The organism is Micromonospora sp. HM5-17 (assembly GCF_003762835.1).
In the GTDB taxonomy this organism is placed as follows: domain Bacteria; phylum Actinomycetota; class Actinomycetes; order Mycobacteriales; family Micromonosporaceae; genus Plantactinospora.
Map to the genome: position 1 here is coordinate 251,725 of NZ_RJWA01000004.1, position 15,753 is coordinate 267,477.

Genomic DNA, 15,753 nt, shown 5'->3' on the forward strand with positions numbered 1-15,753 from the left:
CAGCCCGCTTCAGCCGGCGTGATCGCCGCGCCCGAGGCATGCTGCCCTGCTCAGAAGGGGTGCGGCCCGGAAGCGTGCGATATGTTGACCCCGAGGGAATATTACAAGGCGCGTTTAAGTGATTACAATTCTCGATTCAGACGGATTGCGGACAGATGCGGTCGCGCGGCCGGGGCCACGCCGGCAGCTCCGCCTCGGGTACGCCCCGGCGCCTGACCGCCGACGGGCCTCAGCGGAGGTCCTGTCGGGGTAGCACCACCTCGCGCAGCACCAGTTGGATCGCCGCGACCGCCGGGATGGCGACCAACGCGCCGATCACCCCGAACAGCGCCACCCCGAGCAGCGCCGCGACGATCGCCGCCACGTCGTTGACCTCGACGGAGCGGCGCATCACCCGGGGGTAGATCAGGTAGTTCTCCAGCTGCTGGTAGACCAGGAAGAAGACCACGCAGGCGATCCCGGTCGGCACGTCGGTGGCGAAGCCCACCACGCTGACCAGGATCGCCCCGATGGTGGCCCCGATCTGCGGGATGAGGTCGCAGATCGCCACCACCACGGCGAGCGCGAACGGGTAGGCCAGCCCGACGACCACCGAGAACACGAACGTGCTCACCCCGGCCAGGAGCGCGATCGCCAGCGCCCCGACCAGGTACGCCCCGACCTTGGCAAGAATGGCGTCCCCGATCAGCCGGACCCGCTCACGGCGGCTCGCCGGAACCAGGCCGTACCCGAGTTCGCGCAGCCGGTCGAAGGCGGCCATGAAGTAGATGGTCAGGATCAGCACGGTCAGCACGTTGAAGATCGCACCGAAGACGAACCGGGCACCGCCGAAGACCCCGCCGAGGGCTCGGCTGACGTTCTCCATGCTGGCCGCCGACTTGATCCGCTCCACCAGGTCGTACTGGACCACCAGCTCGTTGACGGTCTCGCTGCGGCGGAGCTGCTCGACGTACGACGGGAGCTGTTCGATGAACTCACCGGTCTGGCTGATCAGGGGCGGGACCAGCGCGTAGACGCCACCGGCGATGAGCAGGAGCAGGCTCAGCGCGACCGCCGCCACGGCGAGCCCCCGCGGCAGCCCCCAGGACCGCAGCCGGGCCACCGCCGGGTTCAGGCCGATCGCGAGGAAGAGCGCGATGAAGACCAGCATCAGCACCGATCCCGCGTTGCGTACCGCGAGGTAGATCGCGTACGCCAGCAGCGCGCCCAGCCCGAAGGTGAATCCGGTCAGGAACGGGTTGAACCGCAGCGGTTGCCCGAGGTGGCCGAACCGGCCCGGGTGACCGAGCGAGCCGGGGGAGCCCGCCGGAGCGTCGCCGTGGTCGTGCTCCGGATCCGGGCCGGGGCCGGCCGTACGGTCCGGGGAGATCCCGGCGACCGGTCCGGACTCCGGCCCGCCGACCGCTGCGGTCGCCGCGGTCGCCGCCTCCGGTGGCTCGTCGTCCTCCACCGCCGTACGCTCGCTCGCCACCCGGACCTCCCCGACGTCGTCCCTGGTCAGAGGTTAACGGGCAGGCGAGGCGGTCCCCGACCGTCACTCCGAGTCGACGCTGACCGTCCGGGTCTTCGCGGCCTGGCCCTTTTGGGGCGTGGCCCCGGAGGTCTCCTTCGGCGCGGCGGACCGGTGCTGCCCCGACCGGGTGGACTGGCCGTCCGGAGGTGTGGCCGCGGCCGGGCTCTCCGTCGCCGTGCCGACCTGGCCGTCGCGCGACCGGGCGGCCGGCTCCTCCGCGGCGAGCGGGCCGGTCCCCTGCTCCTCCTTGGTCTTGCTGCCCTGGTCCTCGACGGTCGGCTTCCCGCCGGTCTTGCCGGAGTCCCCGGTGCTCGTGATGGTGGTGGGCACCGGCTCCCGGCCGCCGGCACCGGGCACCGCCGCCACCGTCGGCTCGCCCTCGAGCGGCGGCTCGACGCCGCCGGTCACCGGGGACGGCCGGGCCTCGTGCGCCCGCAGGTCGGCGGAGGCCTGCTCCACGGCGGCCTCGACGAACTGCTGCACCGCCGGCTCGGCCTGGGCCAACTGGTGTTCGGCCCGCTCCAGCTGCTCCTCGGCCCGCTGCGCCGACTGCTCGGTACCGCTCAGCCGGGCCTGCTCGTCGGCGAGCTGTGCCCGGGCCGCGGCCAGCTGCCGCTGGATCCGCTCCGACTCCTGCCGGGAGGCGACCGTCTCCTGCCGGATGTCGGCGAGCGCCTGCTGCGCATCGGCGAGCTCCTGCATGACCTCGGCCAGCTGCTGCCGCCCGGCCGCCGCCTCCTGCTGGGTGGTCGCCAGGTGCCGCTGGGTGGTCGCCAGGTGCTGCTGCGCGGTGGCGAGGTACTCCTCGAACTGGCGCCGTGAGGCCGCGGCCTGCTCCTCGGCCTGCCGCTGCATCTCGGTCAGCCGCTCCTCGGCCTCCCGCCGGATGGTGGCGGCGTGCTCCTCCGCCTCCCGGCGCACCCGGGCGGCGTACTCCTCCGCCTGCCGGTGTAGCTCGTCGACGCCGCCCTCGATCTCCGCGCGCCGCTGCTCGTACTCCCGCTCCAGCTCCGCCAGTCGGGTCTGGTAGGTCCGCTCCAGCTCCGCCTGCCGCTCCTGGTACTCCTGCTCCAGCTCGGATCTGCGCTGCTCGAACTCGCGCTCCGCCCCCGCGCGGTACGCGTTCAGTTCCTCCTCGAGCGCGGCTCGACCCGCCTCCAGCTCCCGCTGGGCCGCCTCGCGCTGGGCGGCGATCTCGTGTTCGGCGGCGGCGGTGCGCCGGTTGATCTCCTGCTCGACCCCGGCCCGCCAGGCGCCCAGCTCCGCCTGGGTCTCCGCCCGGACCTTCCGCGCGTACTCCTCGACCTCGGCCCGGGACCGCCGGACGAACTCCTCGGTCTCCTCGGTGATCCGCTTCGCCTCCTGGGTGGCCCGGGTGTGCGCGGCCTGGCCCGCCTCGCGGAGCTGGGTCGCCTCGTGCTTCGCCTTCGCGTACGCCCCCTGGCCGGCCTCGCGGAGCTGGTCGGCCTCCTGCCGGGCGAGCCCGATGATCCGGTCGGCCTCCTGCCGTGCGGTGTCGAGGAGGCGCTGGCTCTCCTGCTGGGCCTTGGCGTGGGCGGCCTGGCCGGCCTCGCGGAGCCGGGTCGCCTCCTGCTGGGCGGCGTCCCGCAACCGGGTCGCCTCCTGCTGGGCCGCGTGCCGCAGCCTGATCGACTCCTGTCGGGCACGCTCGACGACCTGCTCGGCCTCCCGGCTGGTCCGCTCGGTGAGCTCCTGCGCCTCCCGGGTGGTTCGTTCGGTGAGCCGGGCGGCCTCCTGGGCGGCGGTGTCCCGGATCTGCTTGGCCTCCTGCAACGCCTTGGCGTGGGCGGCGTGGCTCGCCTCGCGCAGCCGGTTCGCCTCCTCCGCGGCGCGGTTGCGCAGCTCGGAGGCCTCCTGCTGGGCCTTGGCGAGCGCGGCCTGGCCGGCCTCGCGCAGCCGGGCGGCCTCCTCGGCGGCGGCGGCGACGGCGGCCTCCGCCTCGGCCCGCCGCGCGTTGGTGACCTTCTCCTCCTCCGCCCTGCGGGCGGCGAGCGCCAGTTCGAAGTCGCGGAGCGCCTCGGCGGCCTGCTGACGGGCGTCCTCGAGGATCTGCTCCGCCTCGGCCCGGCGCGCCTCGAACTCCTGCGTCGCCTCGCGCTGGATGATCTCGGCCTGTTCCTCGGCGAGGGTGAGGATCTGTTCGACGACGGGCCCCAGATGCCGGAAGGACGCCCGGTCCACGACGCCGACCTGTCGCCGCAGGTTCGCCAGGTCGCGCTGGAGCGCCTCGACCTGGCCGGCCAGATTGTGAATCTGGGCGTACGCCTGTTCCCGTTGCGCCGCGAGCCGGGCGATATCCTTCTCGGCCTCGGCGACGTACCGGTCCACCTGCTTCTTGTCGTAGCCCCGGAGGGCCAACTCGAAGCTCGGCTCCGTGGCCACGTCCCTGTCCAGGGCGAACAAGTCCTCGCCGTACGACATGCTCCCATCCTCACACGCGCCGCCCTGTTCTGCGGCAATACCCGGCGTGGCCGGGACGAGCCCCGCCGGCCGGTGACGGTGTGGTGGGGGATGAGTCAGACAGCGCTCGGGGCCGTACCGGAAGATTCCGGTACGGCCCCGGTCGTGCTGCTGCCCCGCAGTCCGACCCGCGCGACCAGCCGCCGAGTCAGCTGGAGACGTCGGCGGTCAGCCGGTTCTCGGTGTCGTCCTTGTCGCTGGACTTCGTCTCGGTCTCGGTCTTGGGGGTGGTGGCGGCGGGCGTCGCGGCGCTCGCGCCCGGAACGATGCCGGCCAGGCCGGAGAGCATCTGGCCGAGCTGGGCGGTGACGGCGTCCTTCTGCCGGGTGAGGTCCTCGACCTCGCGGCGGGCCGCCTGCGTGGTCAGCTCCGCCTCGGTGCGCGCCTCGGTGAGCAGGCGGTGGGCCTCCGCCCGCGCCTCGTTCAGGGTCTTCTCGGCCAGCGCCTTGGCCTGCTCGATGGTCTCGGCGGCGGTCCGCTCCGACTCCAACCGGCGCGCCTCGGCGCGCTGCTCGATCTCCTTCGCCCGCTCCTGCGCCGCCGCGGCCCGCTGCTCGGCCTCGGCGACCAGCTTCTGGGTCTGGGCGACCTGGGCGGCGTGCCGCTCCGACTCCTCGCGCTCGGCCTTCTCCCGGCGCTCCGCCAGCTGCAGCTCCAGCGCCTGGAGGTCCTTGTCCCGCTTGTCGCGGGCGTCGGCGAGCAGCTTGGTTGCCTCGGCGCGCTTCTCCTCGGCCTCCCGGGCCGCCTTCGCGCGCAGCTGGGTGATCTCCCGCTCGGCGGTGGCACGCAGCGTCGCCACCTCACGCTCGACGGTGGACCGCAGCTCGGCCACCTCGTGCGCGGTGACCGTGCGGAGCTGCTTGGTCTCCCGCTCCGCGTCGGCGCGGAGTGTGTCCGCCTCGCGGCGGGCCTGCACGCGCACCTCGGCCGCCTCCCGCTCCGCGGCGGTACGCAGACTGCCCGCCTCCCGCTCCGCGGAGGCCTTCATCGCGGCGGCCTCGGCGCGGGCCTTGTCGGTGATCTCCCGCGCCTCCAGCCGGGCGGCGGAGAGGATGCCCTCGGACTCGCGTTTGGCCTCGCTGCGGTGGTCGTTGGCCTGTTCCTCGGCGAGGCGGAGGATCTGCTCGACCCGGGTACCCAAACCCGAGAGGGTGGGTCGGCTGTTCTCCTCCAGTTGCTTGTTGGTGTCGCTGAGCTTCTGCTCCAGCGCCGCGATGCGCTGCTCGGCCTGGCGGAGCCGTCGCTGGGCGTCGTTCATCCGCTGTTCGGCGTCCGCGCGGTCCTGCTGCGCCTGGTGCAGTGCCGCGTTCAGCCGGCCCAGGTGGCTGTTGACCTGCTCACGGTCGTAGCCGCGCAGAGCGATCGTGAAATCTGGTTGTGAGTTCGCGTTGTCGAAGAACGCGAGAGGGGAGGGTTGCTGCTGGGGCATTGGGACATACTCGCAGACTCACCGGGGTCTTTCGCAAGAGCCGGGAGGCTCTATCGCCCGCAGTGGACATGGTCAACTCGACTCGCCGCGGAGCCGTACCATTTCTACGGTCTTCGCTGATCCGAATCCGGTTCCGCAACCGGACCGCCGGTGTGGTTCCCGATCGACCTCCCGGCCACCTCCCAGCCACCGTTCGGTCACCTTCCGGCGAGCCGCGCCACGATCGGGGCGGCGGCCGCGAGATTGCCCCCGAGGTGCAGGTACGAGACGCCGTACCGCTCCCGGAGCGCGACCAGCCGGTCGACGCACTCGTCGACACTGCCGTGCAGGACGGCGGGCGAGGAGGCGAGCGCGGCGGCGTCGGCGAGCCGGGCGTGGCTGGAGGTGGAGCGGTGCTCCACGCCCCGGTGCACCACCCGGACGTCGAACATCCGTACCTGGAACTCCAGGGTCTCCGGGTCGCGTCCGGCGGCGAGCGCGGCCGACCGGGCCCAGGCGATCTTCTGGGCGAAGCGTTCCGGGCTCAGCTCCGCGACCGCGGCGAGCGGGTCGACGTCCGGGGCGAGCCGGGGATTGATCCCGACGATGTCGGCTCGTCGCCCGGCCAGTTCGAGGACGCGGCGGCTGCCCCCACCGATCAGCAGCGGCGGGTGCGGACGCTGCACCGGCTTGGGGAGCCCGTCCAGGTCGGTGACCCGGTAGTACCGTCCGGCGAAGGTCACCGGAGTGGCGCCGAAGAGCCCCAACAGCACCTCGACCGACTCGGCCAGCCGGGCGACGCGGACCCCGGGCGGGTCGAACGGCAGCCCGGCGGCGTCGTGGTCCGCACGCAGCCAGCCGGCGCCCAGCCCGATCTCCAGCCGGCCGCCGGAGAAGACGTCCAGGTTGGCCAGCGACCTGTGCAGCAGCACCGGGTGCCGAAAGTCGTTGCAGAGGACCAACCCGAGCACCCGCAGCCGGGTCGTGGCCTCGGCGGCGACCGTCATCGCCACCAGCGGGTCCATCGCCCAGCCGCCGGTGACGTGGTCCGAGATCGAGACCGAGCTGAAGCCGAGGTCCTCGATCCGGCGGATCTCGTCGCGCCACCGGTCGACCGGCCGGTCGAGCCCGGGCATCGACGCGGTGAACCGGAACGGCCGTACCGGGCGCCCCGCCGCGGTGCCCGGACCGGCACCGGCGGCGGCCGTGGTGGTACCGGGCGCGTTGGGGGTCGATGCGGCGGCGGTCGCGACCGGGGCGGCTGCGGTGTCGGGTGCGGCGGGGCCGGCGGTGGCGGCGCCGGGCGCGGGGATCGCGGGCGGCATCGCCCGACTCTACGGGTCTCGGCCCCGCCCGCCCACGCTCCCGACCGGAACCGAACCGGTTGCACACAGTCGGATTCTCGACACGGGTCGTGACCTGACGGCTCCTTCCGGGCCACCCGGGCGAGGCCTACCGTGACCGTCGCGCAGACCTACCGCGAGCTACCCAGGAGGCCGCAGTGACGGTGGTGCACTTCGACTCGCCGATGTCCGACGACGACCGTCGGGCGAGGCTCTTCGCCGGGGACCTCTTCGTCTACTCGCCGACCCCGCACTCGATGGCGCTGGTCGCCTTCGCCCGGGAGCTGGCCGAACAGGCGTTCGCGCCCCACTTCCCGCCCGACGCCCAGCACCACCTCGCCGGCCCGGACTACGTCCGGGTGCTGGCCGACCTCAAGCCCACCTTCATCAACCACCCGCGCAGCGCCGAACTGGTCCGGGGCATCCTCACCGACCTCGGCGCCGACCCGGAGCAGACGTACTTCGACGTGCCCCGGCTGCGGACGATGACCAGCGAGTACCTCAACGCCGGGCTGACCCTCCAGTTCGCGCCGCACCGGGACACCTGGTTCTCCGCACCGATGTCGCAGCTCAACTTCTGGCTGCCGGTGTACGAGGTGGCGGAGTCCAACGTGATGGCCTTCCACCCGAACTACTTCGCCACCGGGGTGCGGAACAGCTCGCGGAACTACAACTACGCCGAGTGGGTGGCGCACGGGCGTACGGTGGCGGCGCAGCAGGTGTACACCGAGACCCGGGAGCAGCCCCGGGCCGAGCAGGACCTGGAGCTGGAGCCCGACGTTCGGATCATCACGCCCCCGGGCGGCGTGCTGGTCTTCTCCGGGGCGCAGCTGCACACCACGGTGCCGAACACCTCCGGCCGGACCCGCTTCTCCATCGACTTCCGGGTGGTGAACCGCCGGGACGTCGAGTCCGGGTCCGGCGCCCGCAACGTCGACTCGGAGTGCACCGGCACCACCCTCGGCGACTTCCGCCGGGTCAGCGACCAGGCGCCGTTGCCGGCCGAGCTGGTCCGGGCGTACGACACCGTGCCCGGCTGAGCCCGCGGCCCCGCCGCGGGGCGGCTACCCGCCGGCCGGCTCCACCAGTTCCACCAGGACGCCGCCGGCGTCCCGGGGATGCACGAAGTTGATCCGGGAGCCGGCGGTGCCCCGGCGCGGCTCCGGGTAGAGGAGCCGTACGCCGCGCTCGCGTAGTGCGGCGCAGGTCGCGTCGAGGTCCGCCACGGTGTACGCCACCTGCTGCACCCCCGCGCCCCGCCGGTCGAGGAACTTCGCGATCGGGGAGTCGGGGCTCAGCGGGGCCAGCAGCTGCACGTAGCCACCGTCCGGGGTCGGGCCGACGCGCAACATCGCCTCCCGCACGCCCTGCTCGACGTTGGTCTCGGTGTGTACGCAGCGCATCCCGAAGACCCGCTGGTAGAACTCGATGGCGGCGTCGAGGTCGGGAACGGCCACGCCAACATGGTCGATCCGGAGCAGCCCGATGTCTGTGACAAACTCGGCAGCGGACTCGGCCGGAACGTCAGCACCCATGACGCTAGTCTGACCTAACAATCGTTAAGGCGTTCCGCCGGGCCCCCTCGGAGGCGAAGATCCCATGGCATCAGCTCCCCAGGCATCCACACCCTCGGCATCCGTGATCGTCGGTGGCGCCCGTACCCCGATGGGCCGGCTGCTCGGCAACCTGAAGGACTTTCCGGCGACGAAGCTCGGCGGCATCGCAATCCGGGGCGCCCTGGAGCGCTCCGGCGTCGCCGCCGACCAGGTGCAGTACGTGATCATGGGGCAGGTGCTCCAGGCCGGCGCCGGCCAGATCCCGGCCCGGCAGGCCGCCGTCGAGGCGGGCATCCCGATGACCGTGCCGGCGCTGACCATCAACAAGGTCTGCCTCTCCGGGCTCGACGCGATCGCTCTGGCCGACCAGCTCATCCGGGCCGGCGAGTTCGACATCGTGGTGGCCGGCGGCATGGAGTCGATGACCAACGCGCCGCACCTGCTGCTCGGGCAGCGGGCCGGCTACAAGTACGGCGACGTGGTGATCAAGGACCACATGGCGCTGGACGGCCTCACCGACGCCTGGGACTGCTGCGCGATGGGCGAGTCCACCGAACGGCACAACGCCCGGTACGGGATCACCCGCGCGGAGCAGGACGCCTTCGCCGCGGCCAGCCACCAGAAGGCCGCCGCGGCGCAGAAGAACGGCGTGTTCGCCGACGAGATCGTCCCGGTGACGGTGCCGCAGCGGAAGGGCGAGCCGGTGGTGGTCACCGAGGACGAGGGGGTGCGACCGGACACCACCGTCGAGTCGCTGGCCCGGCTCCGGCCGGCCTTCACCCCGGACGGCACGATCACCGCCGGCAGCTCGTCGCCGATCTCCGACGGTGCCTGCGCGGTCGTGGTGATGAGCCGCGCCAAGGCCGAGGAACTCGGGCTGAGCTGGCTCGCCGAGATCGGCCCGCACGGAAACGTCGCCGGCCCGGACAACTCGCTGCACTCGCAGCCCGCCAACGCGATCCGGCACGCGCTGGACAAGGCCGGGCTCACCGTCGCCGACCTCGATCTGATCGAGATCAACGAGGCGTTCGCCCAGGTCGGCGTCCACGCCATCCGCGAACTCGGGGTCAGCCCCGAGATCGTCAACGTCAACGGCGGGGCCATCGCGCTCGGGCACCCGATCGGGATGTCCGGGGCCCGGATCGTCCTCACCCTGGCCCTGGAGCTGCGTCGCCGGGGCGGCGGCACCGGCGCGGCGGCGCTCTGCGGCGGGGGAGGGCAGGGCGACGCGCTGATCATCCGGGTTCCCGGGCCGCGCGGCGGGGCGGAGTGACGGCATCACCGCGGCGCAGCCGCGACGTACCGCTGCTGGTCGAGCGGGCCCGCGCGGGCGACGCCAGGTCGGTGGCCCGGCTGATCACCCTGGTCGAGTCCGGTGACCCGCTGCTGCCGGAGATCGCGGCGGCGCTCGCGCCGCACTCCGGCCGGGCGCAGGTGATCGGTCTGACCGGCGCGCCCGGGGTCGGCAAGTCGACCACGACGAACGAGCTGGTCCGGGCCCTGCGGATCCGGAACTACCGGGTCGGCGTGCTCGCCGTCGACCCGTCCAGCCCGTTCAGCGGCGGGGCGATCCTCGGCGACCGGGTCAGGATGCAGGACCACGCCACCGACCCCGGCGTCTACATCCGGTCGATGTCGAGCCGCGGCCACCTCGGCGGACTGGCCGCGGCGACCCCGGCCGCCGTGCGGGTGCTGGAGGGCGCCGGCTGCGACGTCGTTCTCGTGGAGACCGTGGGGGTCGGCCAGGCCGAGGTGGAGGTCGCCTCGCTGGCCGACACCACGCTGGTGCTGCTCGCCCCGGGAATGGGCGACGCGATCCAGGCGGTCAAGGCGGGCATCCTGGAGGTCGCCGACGTCTTCGTGGTGAACAAGGCCGACCGGGACGGCGTCGACGCCACGGTCCGGGACATCCAGGGCATGATCGCGCTGGGCGAGCGCGGACCGGGCGAGTGGCGGCCCCGGGTGGTGCGCACGGTGGCGGCCCGGGGCGAGGGGATCGACGACCTCGTCGCGGCGATCGAGAAGCACCGCGGCTGGCTGGTCGAACACGGTGAGCTGCGCCGTCGCCGCGAGGCGCGGGCCGCCGCCGAGATCGAGGCGATCGCGCTCGGCGCCCTCCGGGACCGGCTGGGCTCGCTCCGCTCCGGTACGTCGCTCGCGGCGCTCGCCGCCCGGGTGGCCGACGGGGCGACGGACCCGTACGCCGCCGCCGCCGAACTCCTCGACCAGCTCGACCGGTCCGCCGGGCGGTGAGTCGGCCGCCCGGCGGACCCTGCTCGGGCTCCGTCCAGCGCGGTGTGCCGCATCGCCTGGGCCTGCCGCGGCCAGTGGTGGGCGAACGTGCTGATATCCGTCCTGCTCATCCCGCTTGTCGTGGCCGGCGACCGCCGCGCTGCGCACCCCGGCGGTCCCGCCGGCTGGTCGTCGGTGGCCGGAGCCCGTACCCCCGGCTCGGTTCCCTGGCCACGGGCCGTTCGCGGGCTGCGGGCCGGACGGCCCACCGGGGTCCGGGCCTCCGGCGGTGCCGTCCGGTTGCCCACGGCGAGTAGGCTCCGTCATCGCTGATGGTGTCGCGCCGGCTGCCCGGACGCGCCGGGGCGCACGTCAGGCCGGCCGCCACGACCAGGGGGAGAGAAAGCATGACCGACGTTCCGAACGACGCGGGCCAGGCCGCCACACCGGCCGCGCAGCCCGCCGCCGCGCCGCGCGGCGTCACCGAGGTGTCCGAAGAGGTCATTGAGAAGATTGCCGGTACGGCGGCCCGCTCGGTGCCGGGGGTGGCAGACCTCGGCGGTGACCTGGCCCGGTTCTTCAACGATGTGCTGGACCGGGTCGGCCTGGAGGAGTTGGGCGACGCCGGCCGAGGCGTCCGGGCCGAGGTGAAGGGGACCACCGCGTCAATCAAGATCGTGTTGGTCATCGAGGCCGGTCACGTGGTGGCCGACGTGACCGAGGCGGTCCGGGTCAAGGTCATCGAGGAGGTCGAGAAGTACGGCATCCAGGTGACCGAGGTGAACGTCAAGGTCGACGACATCGAGCTGAACCCGCCGGCCGCCACCGCCTGAGCCGGGCACCCGCGTCGCCACCGCCGGAGTCACCCATCCGGCATCGCCGACACCGGAGTCACCCATCCGGCATCGCCGACACCGGAGTCGTCCCGTCGCGTCGCCGACGCCGTCACCGAAAGGACCCCTTCTCCCGGGCGAGAGACGTGAGAGGGGTCCTTTCTCGTACTTCCCGACCGACTGCCTTAGCGATCGTTCAGGGACGCTTTACACTCGATGGGCAGTCGAGGCTCGGGGGAGGAGCGCTGCGGATGAACGCCGACGAGATCGCCGCGGGGCGGGCACGCTGGCAGGCCCGGTACGACGCCGCGCGGAAGCGGGACGCAGACTTCACGACGCTCTCCGGGATGCCGGTGGAGCCGGTGTACGGACCGCCGGAGGGAGCCGACGATCCCCGGTTCGCGCGGATCGGCTGGCCGGGCGAGTACCCGTACACCCGGGGGCTGTACCCCACCGGCTACCGGGGACGGACCTGGACCATCCGGCAGTTCGCCGGCTTCGGCAACGCCCGGCAGACCAACGAGCGCTACAAGATGATCCTCGGCGCGGGCGGCGGGGGCCTCTCGGTCGCCTTCGACATGCCCACCCTGATGGGGCGCGACTCCGACGACCCGCGGGCGCTCGGTGAGGTCGGGCACTGCGGGGTGGCGGTCGACTCCGCCGCCGACATGGAGGTGCTCTTCGACGGCATCGACCTGGCCGGGGTCACCACCTCGATGACCATCTCCGGACCGGCGGTGCCGGTCTTCTGCATGTACCTCGTCGCCGCCGAGCGGCAGGGCGCCGACGTCTCCACCCTGGACGGCACGCTCCAGACCGACATCTTCAAGGAGTACATCGCCCAGAAGGAGTGGCTCTTCGCGCCGGAGCCGCACCTGCGGCTGATCGGCGACCTGATGGAGTACTGCGCGGCGAACATCCCCCGGTACAAGCCGCTGTCGGTCTCCGGCTACCACATCCGGGAGGCCGGCGCGACGGCCGCCCAGGAGCTGGCGTACACCCTGGCGGACGGCTTCGGCTACGTCGAGCTGGGGCTGAGCCGGGGCCTGGACGTGAACGTATTCGCCCCCGGCCTGAGCTTCTTCTTCGACTCGCACATCGACTTCTTCGAGGAGATCGCGAAGTTCCGGGCCGCCCGCCGGATCTGGGCCCGCTGGATGCGCGACGTCTACGGCGCGACCGCGGAGCGGGCAATGTGGCTCCGCTTCCACACCCAGACCGCCGGGGTGTCGCTGACCGCGCAGCAGCCGGTCAACAACGTCGTCCGCACTGCGGTCGAGGCACTCGCCGCGGTCCTCGGCGGCACCAACTCCCTGCACACCAACGCGCTGGACGAGACCCTCGCGCTGCCGACCGACGAGTCCGCCGAGATCGCGCTGCGGACCCAGCAGGTGCTGATGGAGGAGACCGGGGTCACCAACGTGGCCGACCCGCTCGGGGGCTCCTGGTACGTCGAGGCGCTGACCGACCGGATCGAGGCCGAGGCGGAGGAGATCTTCGCGCAGATCCGGCGGCTCGGTGGCGACGGCCCACACCCGATCGGGCCGATGACCTCCGGGATCCTGCGCGGCATCGAGGACGGCTGGTTCACCGGCCAGATCGCCGAGGCGGCCTTCGCCTACCAGCAGGCGCTGGAGAAGGGCGAGAAGAAGATTGTCGGGGTGAACTGCCACACCGGCACCGTCGCCAAGGAACTGGAGATCCTCCGGGTCTCGCACGAGGTCGAGCTGGAGCAGCGGCGGGTGCTGGCCGAGCGGAAGGCCGCCCGGGACGGCGCCGCGGTGAGTGCCGCGCTGGCCCGGATGGTCGAGGTCGCCCGTACCCGGGAGAACCTGATCCCGCCGATGCTCGACGCCGTACGGGCCGAGGCGACCCTCGGGGAGATCTGTGACGCCCTGCGGGCGGAGTGGGGCGTCTACCGGGAGCCGGCCCGGTTCTGACCACCGGCCCGGCGCTGGTACCGCCGGTGCCGGTTCTGACACGTCCGGTGCCGGTTCCGGCGGGGCCGGCCCGGCCTACCGGAGCCGGGCCGGTGCATGTCGCCTGTCGGCCACTGGCGGTTCGTCTGGCAGCGGCCCAGCGCGTGCGAGACTAGACAACCATGAGCGACCCACGGATGACCTCGTCGATCTTCACCCGCGGCGCGGTGGATCTCGGTGCCCTGCGCGCCGCCCAGACTCCCGCACCGCCTCCGGCCAACCCGTCCGCCGGCCCGACGCCCGGTGGCGCGTCGCCCAGCGCGTCCGCCGGCCGCACGGGCGGGGTCGCAGTGATCGATGTCACCGAGGCGACGTTCCAGTCCGAGGTGCTGGAGCGTTCGCTCACCACGCCCGTGGTGATCGACTTCTGGGCCGAGTGGTGCCAGCCCTGCAAGCAGCTCTCCCCGGTGCTGGAGAAGCTCGCGGTCGAGGGAGGCGGCGCCTGGGTGCTGGCCAAGGTCAACGTCGACACCAACCCGCGGATCGCGCAGATGTTCCGGGTGCAGGGTATCCCGATGGTGGTCGCGATGATTGGCGGTCAGCCGGTGGACGCGTTCGCCGGGGTGCAGCCCGAGGCGCAGCTGCGGCAGTGGATCGCGGCGCTGCTCAAGGCGGGTGGGGTCGCCGTGGAGCCGCCGGGGGACCCGCGGCTCGCCGAGGCCGACGAAGCCCTGGTCAACGGCGATCTGGACGCCGCCGAGGCGGCGTACAAGAAGATCCTGTCGGACAGCCCGACGGACGCGGCGGCCGAGGCGGGCCTGGCGCACGTCGCACTGGCCCGGCGGGTGCGCGGGGTGGACCCGGCGGCGGCGCTGGCCGCGGCCGAGGCGAAGCCGGACGACATACCGGCGCAGCTGCTGGCCGCCGACATCGAGGTGCTCAACGGCCAGGCCGAGCAGGCGTACGCCCGGCTGGTCGACGTGGTCCGCCGGACGACCGGGGACGACCGGGAGGCCGCCCGGGCACACCTGGTGTCCCTGTTCACCATCGCCGGTCCGGACGATCCCGCGGTGGCGTCCGCCCGGCGGGCACTCTCCCGCGCGCTCTTCTAGAACAATGTGAGTACGAGCAGCGGATACGTCTGCTGGCAGCCGCGACACGGGACGGAGGCACTGCCATGCGCCGAATCGCCGTCCTGGACGCCCCGTCCAACCTGGGCCTGCGTCCGCCAACCCCCACCTCGGTGCCGGGGTGTGCCAAGGCGCCGGGCGCGCTGCGTGACCATGACCTGATCAGCCGGCTCGGCGCCCGGGACGCGGGCTGCCTCACCCCGCCCCGGTACGACCCCGGCGACTGGCGTCCCGGGGACGGGGTGTGCCACGCCGCCTCGATCGCGGCCTACTCGATGGCGCTGGCCGACCGGATCGGCGCGATCATCGACCGGGGAGAGTTTCCGCTGGTGCTGGGGGGCGACTGTTCGATCCTCCTCGGCTCGGCACTGGCCATGCATCGGCTCGGCGAGGCGGTCGGCGGTCGGATCGGGCTCGTCTTCGTCGACGGCCACTCCGACTTCCGGCATCCCGGGAACGCCTCGTACGTTGGCGCGGCGGCCGGGGAGGACCTCGCCCTGGTGACCGGGCGGGGGCAGGCCGACCTGGCCGCGATCGAGGGGCGCCGGCCGTACTTCCGGGACATCGACGTGGTGGTGCTCGGCATCCGCGCCCACGACGAGTACCGGCTCGACCTCCAGGCGGCCGGAATCCTGACCCGGCCGGTGCCGGCGCTGCGGGCCGAGGGCGCGGCCCGCACCGCGCAGTGGGCGCACGACCAGTTGACCGACTGCGTCGGCTACTGGGTCCATGTCGACGTCGACGTCCTCGACCCGGCGGTGATGCCGGCGGTCGACGCGCCGGACCCGGGCGGGATCGCCTTCGCCGAGCTGGAGCTGCTGCTGGCCGGCCTGGTCGACACCCCGCACTGCCTGGGGGTGGAGCTGACCGTCTTCGACCCCGACTACGACCCGGACGGGGTGTACGCCGCCGAGATCGTGGACACCCTCGTCGCCGGCCTCGCCCCGGTCGCGACGCCGGGGGCGGTGCCGTCGCGGCTGTTGCCGGCGACCGCTCCGGAGCGTGGCCCGGCCGGCGGCGCTCCCGGCGTGGCGGTGCTGCCCCGGTCGGGATCGGCGGCCGCGCCGCCCCCGCCACCGGTGCCATCGCCGACCGTCCCCGGTACCGGGCTGCCGAACGGGGTCATCCCCGTCTTCGCCCGGCCGTCGACGGCCACCGCCCTCGGCGCGGCGGCCGGTTCGGGTGACCATCCGGAACGGTCGGGGGCCGACGGCCGGCCGGACCAGGACGGGCCGACCCCGGAGCCGGGCTCCGCGGTCGAGATCGCCTGACCGCCCGTCGGTTGCGGGAACTCTTAGCTTTCCTTATAGTTCGACGCTGATTGATGTCGGTCGGCCT

General features: G+C 73.2%; 12 protein-coding genes. 7 read left to right on the forward strand and 5 right to left on the reverse strand.

Annotated features, from left to right (window positions below):
* Positions 1-229 precede the first annotated feature (229 nt).
* From EF879_RS14600 to EF879_RS14615, 4 genes are all read right to left on the reverse strand, one after another.
* Positions 230-1,369 carry an AI-2E family transporter gene (locus EF879_RS14600; protein WP_370375507.1) on the reverse strand — a complete coding sequence of 380 codons (1,140 nt, stop codon included), beginning with the start codon at positions 1,367-1,369 and terminating at the stop codon, positions 230-232.
* Between the two features lie 165 nt (positions 1,370-1,534).
* The gene (locus EF879_RS14605; RefSeq protein ID WP_233604462.1) at positions 1,535-3,955 is read right to left on the reverse strand and encodes a hypothetical protein; all 2,421 of its coding nucleotides are present in this window, start codon (positions 3,953-3,955) and stop codon (positions 1,535-1,537) included.
* A gap of 187 nt (positions 3,956-4,142) precedes the next feature.
* Positions 4,143-5,423: a cell division protein DivIVA gene (locus EF879_RS14610; RefSeq protein WP_123558871.1), complete on the reverse strand. Its 1,281-nt coding sequence runs from the start codon at positions 5,421-5,423 to the stop codon at positions 4,143-4,145.
* Positions 5,424-5,620: 197 nt separating this feature from the next.
* Positions 5,621-6,727: a TIGR03621 family F420-dependent LLM class oxidoreductase gene (locus EF879_RS14615; protein ID WP_158624176.1), complete on the reverse strand. Its 1,107-nt coding sequence runs from the start codon at positions 6,725-6,727 to the stop codon at positions 5,621-5,623.
* 176 nt (positions 6,728-6,903) lie between these two features.
* Between EF879_RS14615 and EF879_RS14620 the strand changes: the two genes are divergently transcribed.
* On the forward strand, positions 6,904-7,785 hold the full coding sequence (locus EF879_RS14620) for a hypothetical protein (RefSeq protein WP_123558875.1): 882 nt from the start codon (positions 6,904-6,906) through the stop codon (positions 7,783-7,785).
* A 24-nt stretch (positions 7,786-7,809) separates the two neighbouring features.
* Here the strand turns inward: EF879_RS14620 and mce are convergent, their stop codons facing one another.
* The gene (mce, locus tag EF879_RS14625; protein WP_123558877.1) at positions 7,810-8,280 is read right to left on the reverse strand and encodes a methylmalonyl-CoA epimerase; all 471 of its coding nucleotides are present in this window, start codon (positions 8,278-8,280) and stop codon (positions 7,810-7,812) included.
* A 64-nt stretch (positions 8,281-8,344) separates the two neighbouring features.
* Here mce and EF879_RS14630 point away from each other — a divergent pair, with 64 nt between their 5' ends.
* The 6 genes from EF879_RS14630 (at position 8,345) to EF879_RS14655 (ending at position 15,686) form a co-directional block, all read left to right on the forward strand.
* Complete coding sequence (locus EF879_RS14630; protein WP_123558879.1) at positions 8,345-9,574, forward strand: acetyl-CoA C-acetyltransferase; 1,230 nt, start codon at positions 8,345-8,347, stop codon at positions 9,572-9,574.
* Positions 9,571-10,554, forward strand: coding sequence for a methylmalonyl Co-A mutase-associated GTPase MeaB (meaB, locus tag EF879_RS14635; protein ID WP_123558881.1), 984 nt, complete (start codon positions 9,571-9,573; stop codon positions 10,552-10,554). The genes EF879_RS14630 and meaB overlap by 4 nt, the downstream gene beginning before the upstream one ends.
* Positions 10,555-10,940: 386 nt before the next feature.
* Positions 10,941-11,366 carry an Asp23/Gls24 family envelope stress response protein gene (locus EF879_RS14640; protein ID WP_123558883.1) on the forward strand — a complete coding sequence of 142 codons (426 nt, stop codon included), beginning with the start codon at positions 10,941-10,943 and terminating at the stop codon, positions 11,364-11,366.
* Between the two features lie 251 nt (positions 11,367-11,617).
* Positions 11,618-13,306: a methylmalonyl-CoA mutase gene (locus EF879_RS14645; RefSeq protein WP_123558885.1), complete on the forward strand. Its 1,689-nt coding sequence runs from the start codon at positions 11,618-11,620 to the stop codon at positions 13,304-13,306.
* 161 nt (positions 13,307-13,467) lie between these two features.
* The gene (locus tag EF879_RS14650; RefSeq protein WP_123558887.1) at positions 13,468-14,397 is read left to right on the forward strand and encodes a tetratricopeptide repeat protein; all 930 of its coding nucleotides are present in this window, start codon (positions 13,468-13,470) and stop codon (positions 14,395-14,397) included.
* Between the two features lie 65 nt (positions 14,398-14,462).
* Positions 14,463-15,686, forward strand: a complete 1,224-nt coding sequence (locus EF879_RS14655) for an arginase family protein (protein WP_233604463.1) — start codon at positions 14,463-14,465, stop codon at positions 15,684-15,686.
* Positions 15,687-15,753: the final 67 nt, after the last annotated feature.

What these genes read in the sequence shown, in the direction of transcription:
- EF879_RS14605 (WP_233604462.1), bottom strand. Translation starts at nt 3,955, where the DNA reads ATGTCGTACGGCGAGGACTTGTTCGCCCTGGACAGGGACGTGGCCACG.
- EF879_RS14610 (WP_123558871.1), bottom strand. Translation starts at nt 5,423, where the DNA reads ATGCCCCAGCAGCAACCCTCCCCTCTCGCGTTCTTCGACAACGCGAAC.
- EF879_RS14615 (WP_158624176.1), bottom strand. Translation starts at nt 6,727, where the DNA reads ATGCCGCCCGCGATCCCCGCGCCCGGCGCCGCCACCGCCGGCCCCGCC.
- mce (WP_123558877.1), bottom strand. Translation starts at nt 8,280, where the DNA reads ATGGGTGCTGACGTTCCGGCCGAGTCCGCTGCCGAGTTTGTCACAGAC.
- EF879_RS14630 (WP_123558879.1), top strand. Translation starts at nt 8,345, where the DNA reads ATGGCATCAGCTCCCCAGGCATCCACACCCTCGGCATCCGTGATCGTC.
- EF879_RS14640 (WP_123558883.1), top strand. Translation starts at nt 10,941, where the DNA reads ATGACCGACGTTCCGAACGACGCGGGCCAGGCCGCCACACCGGCCGCG.
- EF879_RS14645 (WP_123558885.1), top strand. Translation starts at nt 11,618, where the DNA reads ATGAACGCCGACGAGATCGCCGCGGGGCGGGCACGCTGGCAGGCCCGG.
- EF879_RS14650 (WP_123558887.1), top strand. Translation starts at nt 13,468, where the DNA reads ATGAGCGACCCACGGATGACCTCGTCGATCTTCACCCGCGGCGCGGTG.
- EF879_RS14655 (WP_233604463.1), top strand. Translation starts at nt 14,463, where the DNA reads ATGCGCCGAATCGCCGTCCTGGACGCCCCGTCCAACCTGGGCCTGCGT.